23 protein-coding genes are annotated in these 24,016 nt (G+C 70.3%); 12 read left to right on the forward strand and 11 right to left on the reverse strand.

Features of this window, described 5'->3' with window-relative positions:
* Positions 1 to 10: 10 nt before the first annotated feature.
* From K8556_RS16980 to K8556_RS16990, 3 genes are all read right to left on the reverse strand, one after another.
* Complete coding sequence (locus K8556_RS16980) at positions 11 to 2,251, reverse strand: hypothetical protein (RefSeq protein WP_223741126.1); 2,241 nt, start codon at positions 2,249 to 2,251, stop codon at positions 11 to 13.
* Complete coding sequence (locus tag K8556_RS16985) at positions 2,248 to 3,030, reverse strand: DUF3142 domain-containing protein (protein WP_223741127.1); 783 nt, start codon at positions 3,028 to 3,030, stop codon at positions 2,248 to 2,250. The genes K8556_RS16980 and K8556_RS16985 overlap by 4 nt, the downstream gene beginning before the upstream one ends.
* 98 nt (positions 3,031 to 3,128) lie before the next feature.
* The gene (locus K8556_RS16990) at positions 3,129 to 3,773 is read right to left on the reverse strand and encodes a TetR/AcrR family transcriptional regulator (RefSeq protein WP_223741128.1); all 645 of its coding nucleotides are present in this window, start codon (positions 3,771 to 3,773) and stop codon (positions 3,129 to 3,131) included.
* A gap of 95 nt (positions 3,774 to 3,868) precedes the next feature.
* On the opposite strand from K8556_RS16990, the gene K8556_RS16995 reads away from it, so the two are divergent.
* The 6 genes from K8556_RS16995 (at position 3,869) to queD (ending at position 7,672) form a co-directional block, all read left to right on the forward strand.
* Positions 3,869 to 4,684: an alpha/beta fold hydrolase gene (locus K8556_RS16995; RefSeq protein WP_223741129.1), complete on the forward strand. Its 816-nt coding sequence runs from the start codon at positions 3,869 to 3,871 to the stop codon at positions 4,682 to 4,684.
* A gap of 16 nt (positions 4,685 to 4,700) precedes the next feature.
* On the forward strand, positions 4,701 to 5,702 hold the full coding sequence (locus K8556_RS17000) for a PHB depolymerase family esterase (RefSeq protein WP_223741130.1): 1,002 nt from the start codon (positions 4,701 to 4,703) through the stop codon (positions 5,700 to 5,702).
* 164 nt (positions 5,703 to 5,866) lie between these two features.
* A complete protein-coding gene (locus K8556_RS17005; RefSeq protein WP_223741131.1) occupies positions 5,867 to 6,409 on the forward strand; it encodes a hypothetical protein in 543 nt (180 codons plus the stop codon).
* A gap of 84 nt (positions 6,410 to 6,493) precedes the next feature.
* Entirely contained in the window at positions 6,494 to 6,811 is a 318-nt protein-coding gene (locus K8556_RS17010; RefSeq protein ID WP_120566657.1) for a helix-turn-helix transcriptional regulator, read from the forward strand.
* On the forward strand, positions 6,808 to 7,212 hold the full coding sequence (locus K8556_RS17015) for an SRPBCC domain-containing protein (RefSeq protein ID WP_223741132.1): 405 nt from the start codon (positions 6,808 to 6,810) through the stop codon (positions 7,210 to 7,212). The genes K8556_RS17010 and K8556_RS17015 overlap by 4 nt, the downstream gene beginning before the upstream one ends.
* 61 nt (positions 7,213 to 7,273) lie before the next feature.
* Positions 7,274 to 7,672, forward strand: a complete 399-nt coding sequence (queD, locus tag K8556_RS17020; protein ID WP_223741133.1) for a 6-carboxytetrahydropterin synthase QueD — start codon at positions 7,274 to 7,276, stop codon at positions 7,670 to 7,672.
* A gap of 8 nt (positions 7,673 to 7,680) precedes the next feature.
* Here queD and K8556_RS17025 read toward each other — a convergent pair whose 3' ends face one another.
* Genes K8556_RS17025 through K8556_RS17035 form a run of 3 tightly spaced genes read right to left on the reverse strand, consistent with a single transcriptional unit; the run spans position 7,681 to position 10,537 of the window.
* Positions 7,681 to 8,388, reverse strand: a complete 708-nt coding sequence (locus K8556_RS17025; RefSeq protein WP_223741134.1) for an SDR family NAD(P)-dependent oxidoreductase — start codon at positions 8,386 to 8,388, stop codon at positions 7,681 to 7,683.
* Entirely contained in the window at positions 8,381 to 8,881 is a 501-nt protein-coding gene (locus K8556_RS17030; RefSeq protein WP_121722411.1) for a 6-carboxytetrahydropterin synthase, read from the reverse strand. The genes K8556_RS17025 and K8556_RS17030 overlap by 8 nt, the downstream gene beginning before the upstream one ends.
* A gap of 39 nt (positions 8,882 to 8,920) precedes the next feature.
* Positions 8,921 to 10,537, reverse strand: coding sequence for an NADP-dependent glyceraldehyde-3-phosphate dehydrogenase (locus K8556_RS17035; RefSeq protein ID WP_223741135.1), 1,617 nt, complete (start codon positions 10,535 to 10,537; stop codon positions 8,921 to 8,923).
* A gap of 185 nt (positions 10,538 to 10,722) precedes the next feature.
* Here K8556_RS17035 and K8556_RS17040 point away from each other — a divergent pair, with 185 nt between their 5' ends.
* The 4 genes from K8556_RS17040 (at position 10,723) to K8556_RS17055 (ending at position 16,753) form a co-directional block, all read left to right on the forward strand.
* Positions 10,723 to 12,831 carry a von Willebrand factor type A domain-containing protein gene (locus K8556_RS17040; RefSeq protein WP_223741313.1) on the forward strand — a complete coding sequence of 703 codons (2,109 nt, stop codon included), beginning with the start codon at positions 10,723 to 10,725 and terminating at the stop codon, positions 12,829 to 12,831.
* A gap of 11 nt (positions 12,832 to 12,842) precedes the next feature.
* Positions 12,843 to 14,687: a HAMP domain-containing sensor histidine kinase gene (locus K8556_RS17045; RefSeq protein ID WP_223741136.1), complete on the forward strand. Its 1,845-nt coding sequence runs from the start codon at positions 12,843 to 12,845 to the stop codon at positions 14,685 to 14,687.
* Positions 14,684 to 15,391 carry a response regulator transcription factor gene (locus K8556_RS17050; RefSeq protein ID WP_223741137.1) on the forward strand — a complete coding sequence of 236 codons (708 nt, stop codon included), beginning with the start codon at positions 14,684 to 14,686 and terminating at the stop codon, positions 15,389 to 15,391. The genes K8556_RS17045 and K8556_RS17050 overlap by 4 nt, the downstream gene beginning before the upstream one ends.
* 150 nt (positions 15,392 to 15,541) lie before the next feature.
* Positions 15,542 to 16,753, forward strand: coding sequence for an RICIN domain-containing protein (locus K8556_RS17055; RefSeq protein WP_223741138.1), 1,212 nt, complete (start codon positions 15,542 to 15,544; stop codon positions 16,751 to 16,753).
* A 4-nt stretch (positions 16,754 to 16,757) separates the two neighbouring features.
* Here K8556_RS17055 and K8556_RS17060 read toward each other — a convergent pair whose 3' ends face one another.
* The 4 genes from K8556_RS17060 to K8556_RS17075 form a co-directional block, all read right to left on the reverse strand.
* On the reverse strand, positions 16,758 to 17,792 hold the full coding sequence (locus K8556_RS17060; RefSeq protein ID WP_223741139.1) for a HEAT repeat domain-containing protein: 1,035 nt from the start codon (positions 17,790 to 17,792) through the stop codon (positions 16,758 to 16,760).
* Positions 17,793 to 17,890: 98 nt separating this feature from the next.
* Positions 17,891 to 18,277, reverse strand: a complete 387-nt coding sequence (locus K8556_RS17065; RefSeq protein ID WP_223741140.1) for a VOC family protein — start codon at positions 18,275 to 18,277, stop codon at positions 17,891 to 17,893.
* 32 nt (positions 18,278 to 18,309) lie between these two features.
* Positions 18,310 to 18,876 (reverse strand): DNA-3-methyladenine glycosylase I, encoded by a 567-nt coding sequence (locus K8556_RS17070; protein WP_223741141.1) that lies wholly within the window; start codon positions 18,874 to 18,876, stop codon positions 18,310 to 18,312.
* A gap of 75 nt (positions 18,877 to 18,951) precedes the next feature.
* On the reverse strand, positions 18,952 to 19,644 hold the full coding sequence (locus K8556_RS17075; protein ID WP_223741142.1) for a class I SAM-dependent methyltransferase: 693 nt from the start codon (positions 19,642 to 19,644) through the stop codon (positions 18,952 to 18,954).
* Between the two features lie 119 nt (positions 19,645 to 19,763).
* Here K8556_RS17075 and K8556_RS17080 point away from each other — a divergent pair, with 119 nt between their 5' ends.
* Positions 19,764 to 21,419 (forward strand): FAD-binding dehydrogenase, encoded by a 1,656-nt coding sequence (locus K8556_RS17080; protein WP_223741143.1) that lies wholly within the window; start codon positions 19,764 to 19,766, stop codon positions 21,417 to 21,419.
* Between the two features lie 3 nt (positions 21,420 to 21,422).
* Here the strand turns inward: K8556_RS17080 and K8556_RS17085 are convergent, their stop codons facing one another.
* On the reverse strand, positions 21,423 to 21,872 hold the full coding sequence (locus K8556_RS17085; RefSeq protein ID WP_223741144.1) for a GFA family protein: 450 nt from the start codon (positions 21,870 to 21,872) through the stop codon (positions 21,423 to 21,425).
* A gap of 145 nt (positions 21,873 to 22,017) precedes the next feature.
* On the opposite strand from K8556_RS17085, the gene K8556_RS17090 reads away from it, so the two are divergent.
* On the forward strand, positions 22,018 to 23,952 hold the full coding sequence (locus K8556_RS17090; RefSeq protein WP_223741145.1) for a S9 family peptidase: 1,935 nt from the start codon (positions 22,018 to 22,020) through the stop codon (positions 23,950 to 23,952).
* The last annotated feature ends 64 nt before the right edge of the window (positions 23,953 to 24,016 follow it).

Raw genomic sequence — 24,016 nt, forward strand, 5'->3', positions numbered from 1 at the left:
CCCGCTCGCGTCAGTAGACGTACGGCGAGCGGCGCGCCCACTCCGTCTTGCCGTAGTGCTTGTGGAGGTACGCGAAGGCCTTCTTCGCCTCCGGGGTGTTCTGGCCGCAGCCCCGCTTGCTGGAGCGGACCGCGCGGAACAGCGCGATGGGTGAGCGCGGGTCCTGCGGGTGCGCCTTCGCCCAGTCCAGCGCCACGCGGGAGAAGAAGGCCACGGAGGAGCCCGCCTCGTTGAGGGCCTTCCACTCGTTGGCGGCGTCCGCCCGCTCCTCCGGGCTCGCGAACGGGAGCGGTGTCTTCAGCGGATCCTCCAGGTCCTTCGTCCCCGGCACGCACCAGCCGTTCCGGTACCAGCTCAGGTCCTCGGTGAGGTCCAGCGTCGGGGAGACGTTGGCCAGACGGTCCCTGGCGGGCTCCACCCTCGCGGAGACGACCGGCAGTCCCATGATCAGCAGCCGCGCGTCGAACAGCCGCTCCTCCGCCGTGGGCCGCCCCACGATGGCCAGCAGCTCCGCGCGCGCCTTGGGCTCCGTCTCCGCGAGCGTGGTCGCCTGGGCCGTGAGCATGGCGTCATCCCCCACCACCGCGGCGCGGGCGAACACGGCCCACGACAGTTGCCGGCGCAGTTCGGGGGGCAACGACGGGAGCGCGGCCCACTCGCGCAGCCGGCGCGTGGGGACATGGGACTCCAGGAAGGAGGCCCGCGCGCCGCTGAGTCCCATCGGGGCACTGCCGTCCGGCTGGGGAGCGATGACGAACTCCTCCACCAGGAACTGGGCCGCGTTGCGCAGGGCCTCGTCCCAACTGTTCGCCAGGTGCAGTCGTTCCTCACGCAGGGCGTTGTCCACGGAGAGCTGATCGCGCGCCAGCCCCGGCGGAATGGCGTCCAGCCGCGCCCGGGCCTCCGCCAACTGTCCCCGCGCCCGCAGCAACTGTACGGAGCGCCACGCGAGCGTCATGCCCGCGGGAGACTCCACCGGCACCTTCTCCGCGTCCGCGAGCAGCGCGGGCACCTCCGGCGCGTCCGCCCGGGCCGACAGCAGCGCGAGCACGAGCCAGGGCGGGTGCGCGCTCTTCTTCCAGCGGGCCACGGCGGTCGCGTAGGTCTTCGCGGGCCACGCCCCCTCCGGAGCACCGGGCTCCTCGGGGGCGGTCATGAGCCGGAGCCACTCGGCGAGCTCCGCCGCGCGAGGCTTCAGCCCCGGGCAGGTGACGGCGTTGCCCTCCACCTCGGACCCCGGCGAGAGTCCAGCCAGCTCCGCCTCCAGCCCAGAGCCCGTGCCCTTCTCCAGCACCCGTGAGAACAGCTCGCACCGCCAGGTGTCCTGCGACAGGCGCAAACGCACGAGGGACCGCAGGCGCCGCGCGGGCCCGTGCACCTCACGCAGCTTCGGATCCGCGAGCACCTTCTGGATGGCCGCCTCCGCCCGGGTGAAGCGCGCGAGCGAGGCCTCATCCAACGTGCGCGCCTCGTAGAAGTCGTCCGGCTGGAGGAACAGCGCCTCGCGCACGCGGGTGCGCGCCACGAGGTACGCGGCGAGCGTCCGGTAGGGAGCGTCCGCCGTGCTGGCAATCGACTGGAAGGCCTCTGCGGCCTCGTCGAACCTCCCGCAGTACAGGTGCATGGCCGCGGCCTGATAGTCGCGCTCGGCCTGCCTGCGCGCCTTCTCACGCGGCGTCAGCGACTCCTCGATGCCCGGCGCCGGGGCGGCCAGGGCGCAGCCCTTGCTGAAGACGGTGTCCTGGTTCCCGACCCACTCCAGCAGCAGGGCCGGGCGCTGCTTCCATTCCTTCGCGAGCGCGCGGGCCGTGACCGCGGCATGGAGGAAGGCATCGCCGTGGATGTAGGCGTCATTGGAGGCGTACACCAACGAGTTGGCGTCCACCTGCGGCAGGTCCTTGAAGGGCGCGACCTCCTGCCGGACGGCGGCCCATTGGTCGCGGGCCCAGCTCGGGTCGGGCCCGTAGCGGGACTCCGCGTCCGTCCACCCCGCCACCAGGTGCTTCTGCTCCTCCGCCGTCGTGGGGATGCCCATCATCGAGCGAAAGGCGAAGGCGAGGTACGGCGGGTCGAAGGTGCGGCGGAGGATGCCCAGACGTCCGGCGGCGTAGTGGCTGAAGGGCCGGTCGGGGTTGTCGACGACGTAGAAGCGGGGTTCGGGCCCGAAGTCGGGTCCACACGCGTCGGCGATGACGGGAGGCAGCAGCACCGCGAGGCCCACGAGCCCCAGGACTGTTCTTGCGTTCTTCATGGTCGGGTCTCCGCCACGGCGCGAGCGAACGCATCGGGCGTCCACGGCCGGGGGTTGAAGAGATAGAGGGTCGAAACGCCGGGGGGCACGGGCTGCCACTCGTCCATGGCCAGGCCCATGCTGCCCGCGCACGGGCGGGGCAGGCCGCGCGCGAACCGGGCACGCCAGACCGGCGCGTCCGGGCCCATGCGGAAGAGCTGCGGCACCACTTCATCCACGGGCGCCCGCGCAATCCAACTGCCAGGCGCGCACCATGACGCGAGCCCCGTGATGGACAGCGGCATCCCCGGAGGCAGGCGCGAGCGCAGCCGCTGGAGCAGATCGACGTACGCCTCGTATTCCGATGCGCGGGCATCGAAGTCCAGTTGCAGCGCCGTCACGTCGGGGCGGCGGCGCACGAGCGCCTCCAGACTCCCGGCCAGCGACTCCAGGCGCTCCGGACCGAAGCGCGCGAGCGAGGCGCCCGGAAGCATCTGCAACCGCACGGCGGCCTTCAGCGCGGTGCCCGGCGGAACCCGGAGCGGCTGCCTGCGCGGCAGCAGGTGCGCGTCCTCGTCAGTGAGGTCGAGCGTCGCGAGCAGGAAGGCGACGTCCACCGCGCGGCCCTCCAGGAAGCGCAGGTCCTCCGGCCGCTCCCAGGCCCAGAGGACCAGCCGGGGCGGCGGCGAAGCCGGCGTGGACACCGACAGCGGCAGGCACAACACCGTGAGGACGGCGGTGGCCAGGAAGCCGCGCCGTGGGGCTGGTGCCGCATGCGGGAGGGAGCGTTCGGAGGACATCGCGGCCAGGAAGCCACGGCCGGGCACCCTGCCCGGCCGGCATGGCGACACTTAGCAACCCGTGCGCCACCCGCGCACCGGCGCTTCGACACCCCACCTCACTTCCCGGCCTTGCCCCCCAGCATCCGCAGCGCCAGCTCCGCGTGCAGGTCCGACAGCGCGTCCACGTCGAGCGCGGGCGTGGGTTCGAACCAGTAGGGCAGCCGCAACCCCATGGCGGAGATGGCCGCGGCGACGACGCCCGCGTGCGGCACGGAGAACACGCCCTGCGCGCGCCCCCGCTCGATGACCGCCATCAGCAACGCCGAAGACTGCTCCCGCAGCGCCAGGGACGGCGCCGCCAGCTCCGGCGGCAGCGCATGGATTTCGTCGTTCACGACCACGGCCAACTGCGGATGGGTCGCGTGCAGCCGCGTGTGCGCCCGGACCAGGGCCCGGAGCTGCTCCACCGGCTTCGCCCCCGCGCCGAGCAGCGCCGTGCGCAAACCCTCGTGGTGCGCCTCGTGCCCCAGCCGCACCAGCTCCGCGAGCACGTGTTCCTTGGAGGGGAAGTGCGAGTAGAGCGCGCTGGGCCGCAGCTCCAGCTCCTGGGCCAGGTCCCGGATGGACGCGTCATGGAAGCCCCGGCTCGCGAAGAGCTGGAGCGCCGTCTCCAGGATGCGGCGACGCGTGCCGTCAGCCGACGCCGAGTCCGGAAGCACCGCCTTGCGCGCGCGAAGACGGGACGGGGAGGAAGACGCCATGGGGCCACCTTGAAAAACGAACGGTCGTTCAGCTACGGTTCCACCGACCCTGCGAGCGTAGTCCAATCCCCGCCCTGAACGGTCGTTCACCGACGATGCCCACGTTCACCCTCCCCGACGGCGTCACCCTGCACTTCCAGGAGTCCGGCGAGGGAGCGCCCATCCTGCTGCTCCACGGCCTGGGCTCGTCCGGCAGCGACTGGGACGCAGTGGTGCCCCGGCTGTCGGCGCATCACCGCGTGCTGGTGCCGGACGCGCGGGGTCACGGGCGGAGCGACAAGCCGGCGGGCGCGTATGGCGTGGCCCTCTTCGCGCGCGACATCGCCGCGCTGTGTGACGGGCTGGGGCTGACGCAGGTGCACGTCATCGGCCTGTCCATGGGCGGGATGATGGGCTTCCAGTTGGCGGTGGACCGGCCGGACCTGGTGCGCAGCCTGACCGTGGTCAACAGCGGGCCGGACATGGTGGCGCGCACGCTCCGCCGGAAGCTGGAGTTCGCCGCGCGGCTGCTGGTGCTGCGCCTGCTGGGTCCCCGGGGGCTGGCGAAGCGCGTGGCCCCGAAGCTGTTCCCCAAGCCGGAGCAGGAGGCCCTGCGCCAACGGGCCATCGAGTCCCTGGGCGCCAACGCCCCGGACGTGTACCTGCGCGCGACGCGGGGGCTCATCGGCTGGAGCGTCCAGGAGCGGCTGAAGGACATCACCTGCCCCGTGCTCGTGCTGCACTCCGAGCGGGACTACACGCCGCTGTCCACGAAGCAGGCCTACGCGGGCCAGCTCGCGGACGCATGGCTCCAGGTGCTGACGGATTCCGGGCATGCCGCGCCCGTGGATCAACCCGGACAGGTCGCCGGCGCGGTGGAGAGGTTCCTCCGGGAGGTCGAGTCACCCGGGCGCATGTCGCGTCCTGGCTGAAGCAGGAGGCAGACACATGTCGGTGACTCGGAAGGTCCAGGCCATGGCTCGCGTGGCGGTGGCGGTGTGCGCGCTGTTCGCGGTGCTGGGCGCCACGCCGGCCCGCGCGGGCGAGTGGGTCCACGGCGTCTATTCCAACCCCTGGGGCACCCGGAGCTTCCAGCTCTGGGTCCCCACCGGCTACCAGCCCGGTGAGCCGCTCCCGCTCGTCGTGGGGCTGCATGGCTGTCTCCAGAACCCGGACCAGTTCGCGGGCCTGACGCGGCTGAACGCGAAGGCGGACGCGGAGCGGTTCCTGGTGCTCTATCCCAACCAGGCCCTGTATGCGAATGGCACCCAGTGCTGGAACTTCATGTTCTCCTCCAACCAGGAGCGAGGCATTGGCGAGCCGTCGCTCATCGTCGGCATGGTCGATTGGGTGAAGGGCCACTACGCGGTGGACTCGCGCCGCGTCTACCTGGGTGGCGTCTCCGCGGGCGCGGTGATGACCAGCGTCCTGATGGCCTGCTACTCGGAGGTGTTCGCCGCGGGCATGGTGGGCGCGGGCGCCATGTACAAGGCGGCCACCACCGCGTCCGGCAGCCTCTACGCCATGACGTTCGGCAGCATCTATTCGCCGGATGACCGGGGCTACGACGCCTGGGCGTGCTCGGGCAAGCCGCGCCGGAAGGTGCCAGTGCTCGTCGTCCACGGCACCGCGGATGACGTCGTCAATCCCATCAACGGACAGCAGGCCGCGCGCCAGTTCCTCCAGACGAATGACTACGGCGATGACGGCGCCGACAACAACAGCGTGTCCAACAGCCCGGCGAGCACGACGTCCGGTGTTTCAACCGGAGGCCGCAAGTACACCGTGAGGGATTACGTCTCCAACGGCGTGCTCCTGGTGCGGCACATTGAAATCCAGGGCATGGGTCACGCATGTCCCGGCGGTGACGGCGCCTTCCCCTTCGCGGACCCAGCGGGTCCCGACGGAACCACCATCCTGTGGGACTTCTTCAAACAGCACTCCCGCTGAAGGGCGCGGCCCGTCCGGCGACTCCCGGACTACCCGGGAAGACGTGGACAGCCCATCCGCCGCCATGTTGAGCTTGGGTCAAAGGCATCCATCGCCCGCACGCCCGAGACGCCGGCCCCATGTCCTTCTTCGAAGTGCTCTCACCGGTTCCACGGAAGATGGACATGGGAGGCGACCTCCCGCTGCGCTTCCACACGCGCCCGCTGGTCGGCCAGGTCGTGTGGCCCCTGCTCACGCTGGTGCTGTTCGTCGTGCTTCCCCTCGCCTACGCGCTGGACCAGGGCCTGTCCCTGGCCCGGCTGCGTGAGGAGTGGATGCTGCCCCTGGTGGTGGTGCTGGGCGGCTTCGTGTCCGTGACGTTCATCCTGCGCTGTGTCCGCACCCGGCTGGAGGTGGTGGTGACGGCCAGCGAGGTCATCCTGCGCGGCGCAGGGGCCCTGAGCGCCTTCACCTGGAACGAGCCCCTGGACCACTACGTGGGCCTGGACTGCGAGCGGCGCCACCACCCGGACTGGATTGGCGCGCAGGACGAGTACGGCATCGCGCTGACGCACCGGAAGGACCCCGAGCGCAACGTCGTCGTGCACTGGGGCCGCGACGCCCGCCGCTTCGAGGACCGGCTCGCGCGCTACGCCCACCTCCTCCGGCTCCCCGTCCGCCGGGAGCAGCGCGCCCCCCTCGCCCAGGCGCGCGCCGCCCGCAGATAGCCGCTTCACACCCGCCCGACGACGCGTCGGATATCTCCGACGCCTCTTGACGCGTCGGAGATTTCCGACGTATCAATCCGGGCCATGTCCGAACCGGATGTCTTTTCGGCGCTCTCCAATCCGGTGCGCCGGGAAATCCTGTTGCAGTTGCGCAAGGGGCCGCGCGCGGTGAATGACCTGGCGAGCGGCTTCAACCTGGGGCGGCCCGCCGTCTCCGAACACCTCCAGGTCCTGCGCAAGGCGCGGCTCGTCCGCGAGGAGCCGCGCGGCCGGGAGCGCTACTACCACCTGGATCCGCGTCCCCTGTCGGAGGTGGACGACTGGCTCAAGGCCTTCACGCACTACTGGAAGCAGCGGCTCGCCGCGCTCGAGGACGTGCTCGACGAGGAGTCACGCAAATGAAGCCCCCCGCCGTCATCCAACTGGACCATGTGTATGCCCATCCGCCCTCCGCCGTGTGGAAGGCCCTGACGACGCCGGAGCTCCACGCGAAGTGGTGGGCCGCGGGCGACGTGCGCCCCATCGTGGGCCACCGCTTCACGCTCGACATGGGCGCCTGGGGTCAGCAGCCCTGTGAGGTCGTCGCGGTGGAGCCGGAGCGGCTTCTTCAGTACCGCTTCGCCACGGGCACGCTCGACACCACCCTCACCTGGCGGCTCGTGCCGGAGGGGACGGGGACGCGGCTCACCCTCATCCATGAAGGCTTCAACCTGGACTCGCCCATGGGCCGCCGGGCCTTCGAGGGGATGAAGCCGGGCTGGCCGGGGCTGCTCGCACGTCTGGGAACCGCACTCGGCGTCTGAGTGCCCGCCCCCTGAGACGAGCCGTGGACGCACGGGGGGAACGCGGATACAAGGCCGCCGAATGGAGGCCGTATCCGTGAAGAAGCCCACCCTCGTGACTGAAATCTCGAAGGAGTTCACCTTCGAGGCCGCGCACCGCCTGCCCAACGTTCCGGAAGGGCACAAGTGCTCGCGGGTGCACGGCCACAGCTACCGCATCGAAATCACCCTCCGAGGCCCCGTGCACCCTCAGTTCGGGTGGATCGTGGACTTCGCGGAGCTGAACGCCGCCTGGCAGCCGCTGCACGCCCAGTTGGACCACCGGCTGCTCAACGACGTCCCCGGCCTGGAGAACCCCACGAGCGAGCTGCTGGCCGCGTGGCTCTTCGAGCGCGTGAACGTGCCCGGCACCACCGTCGCGCGCATCCGCGTGGCGGAGACGTGCACGTCCTCGTGCACCGTCTACGCGCAGGAAGGCTGAAGGCCGCTTCAGCGCTCGATCTGCCCCAGGTTGGCGTGGATGACCGCGCCATTCAGGACCGGGGTGGTGGCGCAGGTGTAGAGCACGCCGGCGATCTCCTCCGGCGTGATGAGCCGCCCGAAGGTCGTCATCCCCGCCACGCTGGCCCGGACGGCGGGGTCCGCGCCCATGTGCTCGCGGAGCATCTCCGTGTCCGTGAAGCCCGGGCAGACGCAGGCGGTGTGGACCCGCGTCCCCGCCAGGTCCTGGCAGGTGGCCCGCATCATCCCGATGAGCGCGTGCTTGGTCGTCACGTAGGACGCCACGCCCTTCACGGCCTTCTCCCCCAGCGTGGACGACACGTAGAGCAGGGACGAGCCCTCCGTGAGCAGCGGCCGCGCCAGGCGGTTGAGCACCAGCGGGGCCACGACGTTGACCTCCAGCACCCGGCGCAGGTGGTCCGCGTCCATGGTCAGCGCGTCGTCCTGCTCGTAGAGCGCGGCGTTGTGCACCACGCACAGGCGGCCCGGCCCCCGTGCCGCGCCGTCGCGCAGCGCCTGCTCCACCGCGGGCTCCCAGCCCGGCACGGACAGGTCCACCGGCACGTTGACCACGTCCGGCACGGTGCACGGGCTCCGCGACACGTTGATGACGCGCCAGCCCTCCTCGCGGAACCGCGCCGCCGCCGCCCGGCCAATGCCCCGGCTCGCGCCGGTGATGAGGACCTGATCAGACATCGCGTTTCCACTCCCAGGAGGCCCACTGGCCAGGGCCGGAGGCGCACTTCACCACCAGCCCCGTGATGTGGTCGCGCGCCATGGCGCTGCCGTCGCCCACCAGTTCCTCGCCGAAGACGCGCGCCAGCTCCTCCAGCGACACGTTGGCCACCGGCAGCACCGTGACGTCGCGGGCAAGGAAGCGCAGCTCCTCGCCGTTGAAGTGCGCCACGTGGTTGCCCTTTTCGTCCCGCTCCAGCCGCAGGTGCTGGGAGTGGGCGGGCAGGAAGAACGTCTCGTTCCAGGCCTTGCAGCGGGCGATGATGGCCTGCTTGAGCGGACCGTAGTCCGAAAGCAGGCCGTCGTCGGACACCTCCCCCGTCAGCGCGACGTAGACGGAGAAGTTGTGCCCATGCAGGTTCTCGCGGTGCGTGGCGGAGAAGATGGTGAAGTGCCCCGCGGAGAACTTCATCTCTTCCTTGTGCAGCTCGAGGGTCGTGGTGCGCGGCGCCATGGGATGGCCCAGGGCATACCACCCAGGGCCAAGGCGGGACTAGAAGAGGAAGTCCGTGGTGAGGAAATCCGACTCTCTGCGGGTCAGGATGGATTGGACGAGCGCGGTGTTGTCCGGCGTCGTCTTGGTCGCCACCAGCGTGCGGATGGAGAACACCCGCAGCGCGTCCGCCACGGACAGCGTCCCCTCCGCGGAGTCCTTGCGGCCGTTGAACGGGAACGTGTCCGGCCCGCGCTGGCACTGGCAGTTGAGGTTGATGCGGCCCACCTGGTTGGAGAACGCGTCGATGAACCGCCCGATGCGCGCGGAGTCCTTGCCGAACAGGCTGAGCTGCTGACCGAACGGCGACTCCACCACCAGCCGCACGGCCTCCGCGTCGTCGTCGAAGACCATCACCGGCACCACCGGGCCGAACTGCTCCTCCGTGGCCAGCCGCATGTCCCGCGTCACCGGGTACACCACCGTGGGTGCATAGAACGACCGGGACGCCTGCCCGCCCGTCGCGTTCACCACGCGAGCGCCCTTCCCCACCGCGTCGTCCACCAGCCCCTGGAGGTACGTCCCCTTGCCCGGCTCCGGCAGCGGCGTGACGGCGACGCCCGGGTCCCAGGGCATGCCGGGCTTGAGCTTGTCCACGGCGGCGGTGAACTTCGCCAGGAACGCGTCCACGATGTTCCGGTGCACCACCAGCAGCTTGAGCGCCGTGCACCGCTGGCCGTTGAAGGACAGCGTGCCGGTGATGCACTCCTTCACGGCGTTATCCAGGTCCGCGTCCTCCAGGATGATGGCCGGGTTCTTCGCGTCCAGGCCCAGCACGGACTTGAGGCGGTGCGGGCGCGGGTGCATGCGCTTCAACTCGCTGGCGCCCTTGTTGGTGCCGATGAAGGCGAACAGGTCCACCTGCCCGCTCTCCATCAGCGCGCCCACGGTCTCCCGGCCCCGGCCGTAGATGATGTTGATGACGCCGGGCGGGAAGCAGTCCCGGAACGCCTCCAGCAGCGGGCGCACCAGCAGCACGCCGAACTTCGCCGGCTTGAACACCACGGTGTTGCCCATCAGCAGCGCGGGGAAGAGCGTGCTGAACGTCTCGTTGAGCGGGTAGTTGTACGGCCCCATGCACAGGGCCACGCCCATGGGCGCGCGGCGGATCTGCGCCATGATGCCCTGGTCCTGGACGAAGCGGGACGAGGTGCGGTCCAGCTCCTTCAGCGCGCGGATGGTCTCCACGATGAGGTCCACCGTGCGGTCGAACTCCTTCTCCGAGTCCGGCAGCGTCTTGCCAATCTCCCACATGAGCAGGTTCACCACGGCGGTGCGCTGGGCGCGCATGGCGGCGAGGAAGCGCTCCACGTGCTCGATGCGCTCGGCGACCTTGAGGGAGGGCCAGACGCCCCGGCCGGAGTCGTAGGCCTTCACCGCCGCCGCCAGCGCGTCCAGGGACTCGCGCGAGGTGAGCAGCGGGGTCGCGCCAATCACCTTCTGCTTCAGCCCCTCCGGGGTCCGGACGAACACGGGGCTCGCCACGGGGTTGAGCTCGCCGGCCCAGGTGCGCAGCTCGCCGCCCACGAGGTACTCGCGCTGCTCCAGGTACGCGGGCAGCCGCACGCCGGGGGGAATCTGCTCTTCGGTGGGAAAGAGGGTGTCCAGTGCCGTCATGGACGGCCTTTCTAATCAGACACCCCGCCCCCGGCACGATTTCCCGTCATGATGAAACCATGATGAGGAGACGAGCCCCCCATGCGGTTCGATGCGGGGCGCATCTGGATGATGGCTCCACCCTGATGCGCGAGAGGTGGTCCATGCTGAAGTCCCTCCTGAGAAGCACCCTGCCGCTGTTCCTGATGATGTCCGCCGCGCCCGTGGGAGCCCAGTCCCAGCCGGGCACCGCCGCCAAGAGCGTCATCATCGGCACGGTGATTGACGTCGAGACCCGGAAGCCCGTGGGGGACGTGGTCGTCACGGCGACCTCGCCGAGCCTGCAGGGCGAACAGGTGGTCGTCACGGACGCCCAGGGCAACTACCGCATCCCCCAACTTCCCGCGGGGACGTACACCCTGCGGTTCGAGAACGAGGGGTTCAAGCCTTACGCCCGCCCTGAAATCCAGCTACTGCCCAACCGCACCATCCGCGTGAACGTGGAGCTGCTGGCCGAGCACTTCTCGAGGTCGGTGAACGTCATCGGCGCGCCGCCCACCATCGACGTGGGCTCGACGAACCAGGGCGTCAACGTGGACCCGGAGTTCATCAAGCGCATCGCGGTGGCGCGCCCGGTGGGCAAGGACGGCGCGAAGCGCGGGTTCGAGTCCCTGGTGGAGCCTCCTGCGGGTCCCCGGTCCGAGGGCGGCTACGTGGTGGACAACCCGTCGCCCGACGGCGACCCGAACAGCACCAACGACCGCGTGCGCGCCCCGTCCTGGGCCCTGCCGTACATGCACGTCATCGTCCCGGACGGCACGCCGCAGACGGTGTACCGCGCGCCCCAGCCCGCGCCGGAGCGCACCGTGGCCCCGCCGGGCCAGCGCTTCTTCGACATGTACTTCAAGGGCTACGGCGTGAACCCCACCGTGGACACCGAGGAGGAGCGCTTCTCCACCTTCTCCGTGGACACGGACACCGCGTCGTACACGCTGACGCGCGCCTACCTGGAGCGCGGCGCGCTGCCGGACGAGCAGGCCGTGCGCGTGGAGGAGTTCATCAACACGTTCGACTACGACTACGCCAACGCCCCGGACGCCCCGTTCAGCGTGAACGTGGAGGGCTTCCCCTCCCCCGCGCGCAAGGGCTACCAGGTGGTGCACATCGGCGTGAAGGCGCGCGACGTGAGCAGCGTGGAGCGCAAGCCGAGCCACCTCGTCTTCGTCATCGACGTGTCCGGCTCCATGGCCATGGAGAACCGGCTGGGCCTGGTGAAGCGCTCACTGCGCCTGCTGGTGGACGCGCTGGATGAGCGGGATTGGGTGTCCATCGTCGTCTACGGCAGCACCGCCCATCAGGTGCTCGCCCCCACCAACGCCACGCAGAGGGCCACCATCCTGGGCGCCATCGACAGCGTCCAGTCGGAGGGGTCCACCAACGCGCAGGCGGGCATGGAGCTGGGCTACGCGCTCGCCGCGAGCCACCTGGTGAAGGGCGGCATCAACCGCGTCATCCTCTGCTCGGACGGCGTGGCGAACAACGGCATCACCGAGGCGGACGGCATCTGGGAGCGCGTGAAGGAGCAGGCGGCGGCGGGCATCACCCTGTCCACCGTGGGCTTCGGCATGGGCAACTACAACGACGTGCTGATGGAGCGGCTGGCCCAGGTGGGTGAAGGCAACTACTCCTACGTGGACAGGCTGGAGGAGGCCCGCCGCATCTTCGTGCAGAACCTCACCGGCACGCTCCAGGTGGTGGCCAAGGACGTGAAGCTCCAGGTGGAGTTCGACCGCAAGACGGTGTCCCGCTACCGCCTCATCGGCTACGAGAACCGGCTGCTCACCAAGCAGCAGTTCAACGACGACCGCGTGGACGCGGGGGAAGTGGGCGCGGGCCACGCCGTCACCGCCCTCTATGAAGTGAAGCTGCGCGACCCGGCCCAGACGAACTTCGGCACGCTGCGCATCCGCTACAAGGCCCCGGAGGGCGGCAGCTCGAAGCTCATCGAGAAGGCGATGCCCGTGACGCTCCTGCGCCCCGCCTATGAGAAGGCCGCGTCCCCCACCCGCCTGTCCTACGTCGCCGCCGCCTTCGCGGAGAAGCTGCGCGGCTCCTACTGGGCGCGCCCGCTCACCTACGACGCGCTGGTGTCGCTGTGGGAGGAGCTGGGCACGCCGCTGAAGGCCCGCGCGGACGTGGCGGAGCTGGGTGAGCTCATCCGGCTGGCGAAGAAGCTGGACCGCCGTCAGGACCGCTTCGAGTCCTTCGCGCCGGTGCGCACCATGGACGCCGACCGCGTCCCCACCCTCAAGTAGGGACGTCCCGGATGCCGCGCAGGCTGCTGCCCACCCTCGTCGCCCTCGTGCTCGGCCTCGCCGGGCTCGGGGTCGGCCTGGGCTATCTCCACCGCATCTTCGCCGCCGAGCGCGAGGATGCACGGGCCTCGCTCCGCGTCCGGCGCGAGGCCCTGGAGCAGTACGCCCGCGCGTCGTTGAGCCAGGCGCTGCGCGAAGGCCTGGAGGGTGCGCGCGGCACGCTGGCGGCGGCGAAGGAGGATCCTTTGGTGGCCACGCCGGGGCTGTACCTGCGGGAACAGGGGGAGCAGGTATTGCCCCGGCTGGCGCGGTTCGACACGGCCGGGGACGCGCCCGCGAAGGAGCGCTACGCCAGGCTGCGCGCGGGCACGGAGGTCGCGGACGAGGACGAGGGACCGTGGAAGGAGCGGCTGGAGCGGATGGCGCTGGTGGAGCAGTCGCTGAAGGCGAAGGACCGGGGCGCCACGCAACTGTCGCTGATGGCGCTGCTCCAGCACCGGGCCCGCTTCGTGCTCGCGTCCACGCGGGACCTGCCCTCGATGCTGGTGGTGCTGGAGGACGTGGCGGCGAGAGGCGACGTGGTGCCGGACCTGATGCGGGCCCTGGTGCGCGACGGGCTCCTGGACGGCCAGGGCGGAGGGCGGCTGGAGGGACTGCAGCGGCTGCTGTTGCTCAAGCGCTCGCGCTTCACGCCGGAGGACTTCGACTTCCTGCGCGAGAAGGTGGTGGCGCTCTCCACGCGCGTGGGCGTGCCGGTGGCGGACTTCGAAGCGCGGGCGCGCGAGCTGGCCTCGACGCCGCTGCCCCTTCCAGAAGCCGTGCGGGAGCCGGTGCTCATCCGGTCCGGCTGGTATCTGGAGCCGCTGTCGGGGAGCGACGTGCGCGGGCTGGCACTGGACCTGTCAGGGCTCCTGGCGGGGCTCACCCGCGAGATGCGGGAGCGCGGCCTGCTGAAGGCGGACGGACACGTGACGCTGCCGGGGGATGCGCCGGTGCTGACGCTGTCGTCGCTGCCGGTGGCGGTGGAGTCGTCCGAGTGGGCCCAGGGCGAAGAGGCGCTGGAGCGCCGCTACCGGCTCAAGACGCTGATGCTGGCCCTGTGCGCGGCGCTGGCGCTCGTCATCGCGGCGCTGGCCTTCGTGGCGCAGCAGCGCAAGTACCGCTTCCTGGAATTGAAGAGTGACTTCGTGGCCACGGTGTCGCACGAGCTGCGCACGCCGCTGGCCTCCATCCGGCTGCTCGCGGAGACGCTGGAGTGGCGGGTGGCGGAGGGCGCGGACGCGAAGGACTACCCCGCGCGCATCATCCGCGAGGCGGACGGGCTGGGCTTCCTGGTGGAGAACCTGCTGTCCTTCAACCGCATCGACAAGGGGCGCTGGGTGCCGAAGCTCGCGCCGGTGCGGCTGGACGAGCTGGTCTCCAACCTGCGCCGCGACCTGGAGTCCGGCGCGCCGGTGCCGGTGGAGCTGACGGCGGACGTGGACGCGCGCGAGCTGAACGCGGACGCGCAGCTCTTGCGGCTGCTCCTGGCGAACCTGGCGCGCAACGCATGCGCGTACAACACCCGCAGCCCCGTGCGGCTGCACGTCCAGACGCTGTCCGGCGGGCGCGTGCACTTCACGGACAACGGCACCGGCATCCCGCAGGCCGAGTGGGAGCGCGTCTTCGGCGAGTTCTACCGGCTGTCCGGCCGCGACGGCCGCGAGGTGCCCGGCAGCGGGTTGGGGCTCGCGCTGTGCCGGAAGATTGCCCGGCTGCACGGAGGCACGCTGCGAGTGGCGGCCTCCAGCCCCGAAGGCACCACCTTCGAACTGACCCTTCCCGAGTACCGGCCCCAGGCCCGGAGCACCGCATGACCACCGCCGCCCCCACCGTCCTCGTCGTGGAGGACGACCCGAACCTGCGGCTCGCGCTGCGCGACAACCTGGAGCACCAGGGCGGCTACGCCGTGGAGGAGGCCGCCACGGTGAAGGAGGCGCGCGAGCAACTGTCCCGCCGCGACTTCCAGCTCATCCTCCTGGACGTGATGTTGCCGGACGGTGACGGCTACTCGCTCTGCCGTGCGCTGCGAGAGGAAGGCATGGAGATGCCGGTGCTGATGCTCACCGCGCGCACGCTGGAGGAGGACGTGGTGCGCGGCTTCGAGTCCGGCGCGCAGGACTACCTGGGCAAGCCCTACCGGCTGCGAGAGCTGCTCGCGCGCGTGGGCGCCCACCTGCGGCGCGGCGGTGGCGTGGCCCCGGCGAAGGTCCTGCGCTTCGCGGGCTACAGCGTGGACCTGGACCGGCGGCGCGTGGAGACGCCCGAGGGCGCGGAGGTGGAGCTGACGCGCAAGGAGTTCGACCTGCTGGCCTTCTTCCTGAAGGAGCGCGAGCGGGCGCTCAAGCGCGACGAAATCCTGGACGCCGTGTGGGGCACGGACGTGGTGGTGGATCCGCACACCGTGGACAACTTCGTCTCCAGCCTGAAGCGCAAGCTCAAGTGGACCAGCGCGTCCCGCTTCTCCATCCAGACCGTGCGCGGCGTGGGCTACCGCATGGAGGTCGAGCGCGGTTCCTGACGCGAGCAATAACCGGATTGACTGGATATCTCGTCTGATGGCATGAAGCCAGGCAGACTTTGTTCTTTCGGAAAACAAAGTCTACCTGGGATGGACAGGTGCACCTCCCAGGAGTTCCTCCACCTGCTGGCGGTACCCATGGGAGACGTCATGAGCCACAAGGGAATCATCCGCGGTCTGTCGTTGCTGGGAGTCGTGGGCGCGCTGGCGGGCTGTTCGGGGCCGGAGACGGGAGACACCGCGCAAGAAACCGTGGGCCAGGTGGAGAGCGCCGCCGTGGTGTCGACCATCACGGAGGGCGACTACGTCATCCGCTCGGTGCGCACGAACAAGTGCATCGACGTGGCGTCGTCCAGCACGGCGGACGGCGCGAAGGTGCAGCAGTGGGACTGCAACGGCACCAACGCGCAGAAGTTCCACATCTCGCCCACGTCGGGCGGGTTCTTCAAGATCATCAACGTCAACAGCGGCAAGGCCCTGGACATCCAGGGGGTCAGCACCGCGGAGAACGCGGTCCTCCACCAGTGGACCTACGTCGACGGCGCCAACCAGCAGTTCCAGTTCATCAACCGGGGCGGCACGCAGTTCAGCTTCCACCCGCGCCACACCGGCATGGCCATGGACCTGTCGTGGGGCTCCTTCGACAACGGCACGCAGATCGTCCAGTACCCGTACTATCCGGACCGGGACAACCAGCGCTGGACGTTCGACAAGGTCTCCGGCGGTGGGGGCGGCGGCACGGGCTTCGGGGGCATCCTGACCCGCGACATGTTCAACACCATGTTCCCCAGCCGCAACGGCTTCTACACGTACGACGCGCTCATCGCCGCCGCGAACACCTTCCCGTCCGTGGCGACGACGGGTGACACCGACACGCGCAAGCGCGAGGTGGCCGCCTTCCTGGCCAACGTGTCGCACGAGACGGGCGGGCTCGTGTACATCGAGGAGATCAACAAGGGCGACTACTGCGACACGTCGTGGGGACCTCCGGGCTGCTTCTGCGCCGCGGGCAAGCGGTACTACGGCCGCGGCCCCATGCAGTTGTCGTGGAATGGCAACTACTGCGCCGCGGGCAACGCGCTGGGCCTGCCGCTCCAGGCGAACCCGGACCTGCTGGCCCAGGACGCGAACGCCGCGTGGCGCACGGGCTTCTGGTTCTGGACCACGCAGAACGGCGCGGGCTCCATGACGGCGCACAACGCCATCGTCAACGGCGCCGGCTTCGGTGAGACCATCCGCACCATCAACGGGTCGGTGGAGTGCTACGGCCGCAACCCCGGCCAGGTGCAGAGCCGCATCGACAAGTACCTCCAGTTCTGCTCCATGCTCGGCGTGAGCCCCGGCAACAACCTGGGCTGCTGACGCCTCAGGGCAACTGCCCCAGCAGCTCGAAGAGGGCCTCGCGCGTCAGCCCCGCCGCGTCGCGAGCCGCCGTCTCCAGCATCCCCCGGGCCCGGCCCAACCGGGCCGGGTCCGCCTCCTCCAACGCGGCCACGGCGGCCTCCTGGAGCTCGCGCGACGCGGCCGGGCCCAACTGGCCCTTCAGCAGGAAGAGGGCCTCCGCCGCCGGAGCACCGGAGCGCACCAGCGCCACGGCGGAGCGGGCCGCGACGTGCGGACTCTCGTCGCGGAGGTGCTCGCGCAGGGCCGAGACGGCCTCCGGCGACAGCGGGCCGCGCACCCCCAGCAGCGCCGCCGCCTCCTGCCGGATGGGCGCTTCCGGCGCGGTCAACGCGCGCAGCAGCGCGGGCTCCAGGTCGGGCAGCGCGGGCGCGGGCCGCGCCTCTCCGTTCAGCTCCTCCAGCAGGCCCCGCAGCGACACCAGCGCCAGGTAGAGGCGCGCTCCGTCCGACTTGCGCACCTGCTCCAGCAGCCGGGGCGCGGTGAGGTCCGGCGCCAGCGGGGCGAGCGCGGCCAGGGACTCCAGCGCGGAGAGGGCCACGGGCTCCTCGTCCTCCAGGAGCGCCAGCAACTGGCGCAGCTCCGACGCCGCGGCGGTCCCCAGCCGCCCCACCACGCGCGCCATGGCGCCGCGCACCGACGCCTCCGGGTGCTGGAACAGCCCGTCCAGCGCGGCGAGCTGGAAGGGGTCCACCCGGCACACCCCGGCGAGCACGCTCGCCGCGTTCTCCAGGGCCGGGGCGTCCGCCTCCAGCCGCGGCAGCACCGCCAGCACGCTCTGGACGGCGAGCCCGGTGAGGCCCGCCTGCGGAGGCCACCAGCTCCGCTGCAACAGGAACAGCAGGGGCTCCGCGACCGCCGTCCCGGGGCGCCCCAGCTCCTCCAGGAGCGCCCGCGCGGTCCGCTCCCGCGACTCCGGCGGCCCGGACACCAGCAGCTCCTCCAGCGCCGACTGCGCCTCCTCGCGTGCTCCCGCGTCACGCGACGAGAGCCGCCCCAACCATTCCTCCACCGTGCGGACACGGCCCCTACCGCGCTCCGAAGACATGGCCCCACGCTAGCGCAACACCCCGGGAGCCCGGGGCCTCAACACAGGGCTCAGACCTGCGCCATCTGGATGAGGTTGCCGCAAGTGTCCTCGAAGACAGCGGCGGTGACGGGGCCCATGGCGGTGGGCTTGCCGCGGAACACCACGCCCAGTTTCACCATGCGTTCATATTCCGCTTCACAGTTGTCGACGCCGAACGACGTCAACGGGATGCCCGCGTCGAACAGCGCCTTCTGGAACACGCGCGCGGGCGCGAAGCCCATGGGCTCCAGCAGCAGTTGCGTGCCCTCTAGAGCGTCCGGCGCGACGACGGTCAGCCACCGGTGCTCCCCTCCCAGCGGGATGTCCACCTTCAGCACGAAGCCCAGGACCTCCGTGTAGAACTTCAGGGCCTTGGACTGGTCATCCACCATCACGCTCGTCACGCTGATCCGCATCGCATTCCTTCCAGGTGGTTCATCGTTTCACTTCACCGGTGCCGCACGCCGTGCCGGAAGCAGTCCACCGTGTGGTCATCCACGATGCCCGTGGCCTGCATCCACGCGTAGACGATGACCGGCCCCACGAACTTGAAGCCGCGCTGCTTGAAGGCCTTGGAGTACGCCTCCGACAGCTCCGTCTTCGCCGGCACGTCGCCCCGGCCCTTCCATGCGTTGCGGAGGGGCTTCCCGCCCGCCATGCCCCAGACGAACGAGGAGAAGTCCTCGCCCGCCTCCTGCATCTTCAAGTAGGCGCGCGCGTTGCCGATGGTGGCTTCAATCTTCGCGCGCGCCCGGACGATGCCTTCATCCGCCATCAGGCGCGTGACGTCCTTCTCCGTGAAGCGCGCCACCACCTTCGGGTCGAAGCCCTTGAACGCCTTCCGGAAGGCCTCGCGCTTGCGAAGGATGACGATCCACGCGAGCCCCGCCTGGAAGCCCTCCAGCATCAGCATCTCCCAGAGCGCGCGGCTGTCGCGCACGGGCACGCCCCACTCCTCGTCGTGGTAGGTCTGGTACAGCGGATCCGTCCCCACCCACACGCAACGCTGTTGCATCCGCGCTCCTCTCTGGTTCGCGGCGGAGGGGTATCACGGAGACTGAACAGGCGGCCAGTCCCGTCCCCTGTCTTTTCAGCGCGGGCGCGTCAGCAGCGCGAACAGCCCATCGCTCCACCACCGGCCGCGCAGCCCCGGCAGGAACCGCTGCCAGTACACGCTGCTGCGGGGAATCCGCCCGGGCAGTGGATAGTCGAAGTCGATGGACTGGAACCCCGCCTCCACGGCCATGCGCCGCGCGTCCAGCTCCGTGATGGGCGTGATGTGTCCGGAGTCCCGGTAGTCCTGCTCGCAGAACGCGGGGAAGTAGCCCCGGACCAGGAAGGACAGGCGCGCCGTCAGGCTGTCGTTGTTGGGCGTGGTGAAGAAGAGGTGGCCTCCGGGCTTGAGCACGCGGAAGGCCTCCTTCACGAAGTGGCGCGGGTTGGCCAGGTGCTCCAGCACTTCAATGGCGAACACCCAGTCCACCGACGCGTCGCCCCACGGCAGCGCGTCCCGGGACACGTCCCGGAGCTGGAACTCCACGCCCGGCAGGCGGCTGGCGCCCGCGTCGTGGATGTCCGTGCTCAGGATGCGCTCGACGGCCGGGTTGCGCTGCAGCCGGCGGATCCACCCGCCACTGCCCGAGCCCACGTCGAGCACCACGCCGAAGGCCCGCTGCCCCGCCACGCTCCAGGCCGCGTCCCGCAGCGGCTCCGGGGACAGCCCGTCCTGACGCTGCGCGTAGGCGGCGGCATCATGGCCCAGCGGTCCCGTGTTTCCCTTCACACCTGGATCCATGCGCGGGGAGTCTAGCCTCCGGAGCGTGCGGATGCGCAGGTGAAGGAACGTCTGTCATCCGCGCGAAACGCTATCATCCGCGCGCCAGGTGCTACCGGGAGGCACGCATGGGACAGGAAGTGGACGTCATCGTCGTGGGCGGAGGGCTCGCGGGACTCGTCGCCGCGACCGAGCTCGCGGATGCGGGCAAGCGCGTCGCCGTGGTGGACCAGGAGGGCCCCCAGAACCTGGGCGGCCAGGCGTTCTGGTCGTTCGGCGGCCTGTTCCTCGTGGACTCGCCCGAGCAGCGGCGCGTGGGCATCAAGGACTCCCACGCGCTCGCGCTGGAGGACTGGATGGGCACCGCCGCCTTCGACCGCGAGGAGGACCACTGGCCGCGCAAGTGGGCGGAGGCCTTCGTCGACTTCGCCGCGGGCGAGATGCGCCCCTGGTTGGTCCAACAGGGCATGAGCTGGTTCCCCGTGGTGGGCTGGGCGGAGCGCGGCGGCTACGGCGCCGTGGGCCACGGCAACTCCGTCCCCCGCTTCCACGTCACCTGGGGCACCGGCCCCGGCGTGCTGGAGCCCTTCGTCCGCCGCGCCAAGGCCGCCGAGGCCAAGGGCACCCTCACCTTCCACTTCCGCCACCGCGTGGACGAGCTGCTCACCCAGAACGGCGCCGTGGTGGGCGTGCGCGGCATGACGCTGGAGCCCACGGACGTCCCGCGCGGCGCCAGCAGCTCGCGCGTGACGACAGGTGACTTCGAGCTGCGCGCGAGCGCGGTCATCGTCACGTCCGGCGGCATCGGCGGCAACCACGAGCTGGTGCGCAAGGCGTGGCCCCAGCGCATGGGCCCCGCGCCGAAGTTCATGATTCAAGGCGTGCCCGACCACGTGGACGGCCGGATGATCGCCATCACGGAGGCCGCGGGCGGACGGCTCATCAACCGCGACCGCATGTGGCACTACACGGAGGGCCTGCGGAACTGGAACCCCATCTGGCCCCGGCACGGCATCCGCATCCTGCCGGGCCCCAGCTCGCTGTGGCTGGACGCCACCGGCAAGCGCCTGCCGCCGCCGCTGTTCCCCGGCTTCGACACGCTGGGCACGCTGGAGCACATCCTCAAGACGGGCCACGAGCACACCTGGTTCATCCTCAACCAGTGGATCATCAAGAAGGAGTTCGCGCTCTCCGGCTCGGAGCAGAACCCGGACCTCACCGGCAAGGACTGGCTGGGCGTGCTCAACCGCGCCGTGGGCAAGAAGGCCATGGGCCCGGTGGAGGCCTTCAAGGAGAAGGGCGAGGACTTCGTCATCTCCAACAACCTGCGCGACCTGGTCGCCGGGATGAACGCGAAGACGGAAACCCCGCTCCTGGACTTCGCCACGGTGGAGCGCGAGGTGAAGGCCCGCGACCTGCAGATGGACAACCCCTTCAGCAAGGACCTGCAGCTCGCGGCCATCCGGCAGGCGCGCAACTACCGGGGTGACAAGCTGGTGCGCACCGCGAAGCCGCACCGCATCCTGGACCCCAAGGCGGGGCCGCTCATCGGCGTGAAGCTGAACATCCTCACGCGCAAGACGCTGGGCGGCTTCGAGACCGACCTCCAGGGCCGCGTCTTCAACGCCAAGGGGCAGACCATCCCAGGGCTCTATGCGGCAGGCGAGGTGGCCGGCTTCGGAGGCGGTGGCGTCCACGGCTACCGCGCCCTGGAAGGCACGTTCCTGGGCGGCTGCATCTTCTCCGGCCGCGCCGCGGGCCGGGCCGCGGCGGGGAGTGTGTAGGCCTCAGGCGGCGGCCTGGAAGGGCCACGGCGTGGAGCGCATCCCGGCCGCCCAGTTGTCGTGCCGGCCGTCCCAGTACCCGAAGGTGAGCAGCGACGGGTCCACGTCATCCAGCGTGTTGACGTAGATGGAGACGAACTTCCCGCCCAGCTCCGGGACGTCGCCGTCACCGAAGCACACGACGCCGCAGTTCGAGCAGAAGCTGCGGGTGTTGGGGCTGCCGTCGCGCCCGTACTTCTTGAGGGCGTCCTGGCCCTTCAGGAGCCGGAAGGCGTCCGGCTTCATCCCCGCGCCGCCGCCGTAGCCGTACTTCATGCAGATGGTGCAGTTGCAGCGGCTCACGCTCGCCAGGTCCACGGTGGCCTCGTAACGCACGGCGCCACACAGGCAGCCGCCCGCGTAGGTGTGCAGGCCGCGCAGGGCAGGGGTCTTCTGAAGGTCGTTCGGGTTCATGGCGGTATCTCCGGTGCCGCGTTGTGGGAACGCACTCAATGTCGCCCCGGCTCGTGACAGCCTTATGTCAGGTTTGTCGCCGCCTCCTGTTGAACCCGGCGGGGCGTGGCCCAGAGTGCCCCTGTCCACCGTTCCCGGAGGCCGCATGCCCGCGTGGAAGTCCCTGGCCCGTGTCCTTGCCCCGACGTTGCTCCTGCCCCTGCTGGGGGCCGCCCCGCCCGAGAAGGCGGCCACGCCGGCGGCCCGGCCGTCGAAGCAGTACACGGTGGAGCAGTTCCTGGGGTCCACGGAGGTGATGGCCCCGGTCTTCACCTCGGATGGCAGGCAACTGCTCTTCTCGTCGAACGCGTCCGGCATCTTCAACGTCCACAGCGTGCCGGTGGGCGGGGGCAAGCCCACCGCGCTGACGCGCTCGAAGACGGACAGCCTCCGCGTGGTGGGGGCCTTCCCGCGTGACGGCCGCTTCCTCTTCGAGCGCGACAAGGGCGGCGATGAGCAGACCCACGTCTACGTGCGCACGCCGGACGGCAAGGAGAAGGACCTCACGCCCATGAAGAAGGGCGTGGCCCACTTCCTGGGCTTCAGCCACGACGACAGCGCATTCTACATCACCACCAACGAGCGCGACCCGGGCGCCATGGACGTGTACCGCCATGACGCGAAGACGTACGCGCGCACGCTGCTGGCCCGGAACGACAAGGGGTTCGGCGTCGCGGCCGTGGCCCCGGACGAGAGCTGGGTGGCCCTGGAGGAGGCGGTCACCACGTCGGACGGCAACGTGTGGCGCTACGACGTCGCGACAAAGACGCTGAAGAACCTCACGCCCCACACGGGCACGGCCAGCTACCGGGTGGGGGACATCCACCCCGTCACCGGGGAGCTGTACGTCATCACGGACGACGGCTCGGAGTTCGCCCGCGTGGTGCGTCCGGCGAGGGAGGCCGGCAAGTGGGAGGACGTGGAGAAGGCGGACTGGGACATCGTCGACACCTCCTTCTCGCGCGCGGGGGCGTTCCGCGTCTCCGTCATCAACGTGGACGCCGGCTTCGAGGTGCGCCTGCACGACGTGAAGGCCGGCACCCAGGTCCCGCTGACGCAGCTCCCCGCCGGGATGATCTCCGAAGCCGTCTTCTCCCGTGACGAGAAGCAGTTGGCGGTTTTGCTGGAGACGGACCGCGCCTCCGCGAACCTCTACGTCCAGGACCTGGCCACGAAGAAGACCCCGCGCGTGACGGACACGATGAGCCGCGAGCTGGACCCGGAGGACCTGGTGGACGCGCGGGTGGTGCGCTTCAAGTCCTTCGACGGGATGGAGATCCCCAACCTGCTCTTCAAGCCGCACCAGGCCACGGCCCAGAACAAGGCGCCCGCCATCGTCTACGTGCACGGCGGCCCGGGCGGAGAGACGACCCGGGGCTACAACAACTACATCCAGTACCTGGTGAACCACGGCTACGTGGTGCTGGGCATCAACAACCGGGGCAGCGGCGGCTACGGCAAGACGTTCCGGAAGGCGGACGACCAGAAGCACGGCAAGGAGCCGCTGCGCGACTGCGTGGAGGCGCGCAAGTACCTGGCGAGCCTGCCGTACGTGGATGGCTCGCGCGTGGGCATCCTGGGTGCCAGCTACGGTGGCTACATGGTGCTGGCGGCGCTCGCCTTCCACCCGGACGCCTTCGACGTGGGCGTGGACGTCTTCGGCGTGTCCAACTGGCTGCGCACGCTCAAGAGCATGCCGCCCGAGTGGGGCGCCTTCCGTCAGGCCATGTTCCAGGAGATCGGCGACCCGGAGAAGCAGGAGGCGATGCTCAAGGAGATCTCCCCCCTCTTCCACACGGACCGCATCCAGAAGCCGCTGTTCGTCGTGCAGGGCGCCAACGACCCGCGCGTCCTCCAGGCGGAGTCGGACGACATCGTGGCGGCGGTGAAGAAGAACGGCGTGCCCGTGGAGTACCTGCTGCTCCCCGACGAGGGCCACGGCTTCAAGAAGAAGAAGAACGAGGCGCTGGTGGACCAGCGCGTCCTGGAGTTCCTCGACCGCTACCTGAAGCCCGCGACGGCTTCGGCCCCCAAGCCCTGAGCGGAGCCCGTGCGCTGGCGGCGCACGGAAGGCCCTGCGTCGCCCGGCTGCCTGTCAGGACTGG

Origin of the sequence: Corallococcus sp. AS-1-12 (genome assembly GCF_020036995.1) — a bacterium.
Taxonomy (GTDB): Bacteria; Myxococcota; Myxococcia; order Myxococcales; family Myxococcaceae; genus Corallococcus.

Coding starts and splice junctions, on each gene's coding strand:
- K8556_RS17045 (WP_223741136.1), top strand. CDS start 12,843: ATGCCGCGCAGGCTGCTGCCCACCCTCGTCGCCCTCGTGCTCGGCCTC.
- K8556_RS17030 (WP_121722411.1), bottom strand. CDS start 8,881: ATGGCGCCGCGCACCACGACCCTCGAGCTGCACAAGGAAGAGATGAAG.
- K8556_RS17010 (WP_120566657.1), top strand. CDS start 6,494: ATGTCCGAACCGGATGTCTTTTCGGCGCTCTCCAATCCGGTGCGCCGG.
- queD (WP_223741133.1), top strand. CDS start 7,274: ATGGAGGCCGTATCCGTGAAGAAGCCCACCCTCGTGACTGAAATCTCG.
- K8556_RS17000 (WP_223741130.1), top strand. CDS start 4,701: ATGTCGGTGACTCGGAAGGTCCAGGCCATGGCTCGCGTGGCGGTGGCG.
- K8556_RS17005 (WP_223741131.1), top strand. CDS start 5,867: ATGGGAGGCGACCTCCCGCTGCGCTTCCACACGCGCCCGCTGGTCGGC.
- K8556_RS17015 (WP_223741132.1), top strand. CDS start 6,808: ATGAAGCCCCCCGCCGTCATCCAACTGGACCATGTGTATGCCCATCCG.
- K8556_RS17085 (WP_223741144.1), bottom strand. CDS start 21,872: ATGAACCCGAACGACCTTCAGAAGACCCCTGCCCTGCGCGGCCTGCAC.
- K8556_RS16990 (WP_223741128.1), bottom strand. CDS start 3,773: ATGGCGTCTTCCTCCCCGTCCCGTCTTCGCGCGCGCAAGGCGGTGCTT.
- K8556_RS17040 (WP_223741313.1), top strand. CDS start 10,723: ATGATGTCCGCCGCGCCCGTGGGAGCCCAGTCCCAGCCGGGCACCGCC.
- K8556_RS17090 (WP_223741145.1), top strand. CDS start 22,018: ATGCCCGCGTGGAAGTCCCTGGCCCGTGTCCTTGCCCCGACGTTGCTC.
- K8556_RS17070 (WP_223741141.1), bottom strand. CDS start 18,876: ATGCAACAGCGTTGCGTGTGGGTGGGGACGGATCCGCTGTACCAGACC.
- K8556_RS17025 (WP_223741134.1), bottom strand. CDS start 8,388: ATGTCTGATCAGGTCCTCATCACCGGCGCGAGCCGGGGCATTGGCCGG.
- K8556_RS16995 (WP_223741129.1), top strand. CDS start 3,869: ATGCCCACGTTCACCCTCCCCGACGGCGTCACCCTGCACTTCCAGGAG.
- K8556_RS17065 (WP_223741140.1), bottom strand. CDS start 18,277: ATGCGGATCAGCGTGACGAGCGTGATGGTGGATGACCAGTCCAAGGCC.
- K8556_RS17035 (WP_223741135.1), bottom strand. CDS start 10,537: ATGACGGCACTGGACACCCTCTTTCCCACCGAAGAGCAGATTCCCCCC.
- K8556_RS16985 (WP_223741127.1), bottom strand. CDS start 3,030: ATGTCCTCCGAACGCTCCCTCCCGCATGCGGCACCAGCCCCACGGCGC.
- K8556_RS17080 (WP_223741143.1), top strand. CDS start 19,764: ATGGGACAGGAAGTGGACGTCATCGTCGTGGGCGGAGGGCTCGCGGGA.
- K8556_RS16980 (WP_223741126.1), bottom strand. CDS start 2,251: ATGAAGAACGCAAGAACAGTCCTGGGGCTCGTGGGCCTCGCGGTGCTG.
- K8556_RS17055 (WP_223741138.1), top strand. CDS start 15,542: ATGAGCCACAAGGGAATCATCCGCGGTCTGTCGTTGCTGGGAGTCGTG.
- K8556_RS17050 (WP_223741137.1), top strand. CDS start 14,684: ATGACCACCGCCGCCCCCACCGTCCTCGTCGTGGAGGACGACCCGAAC.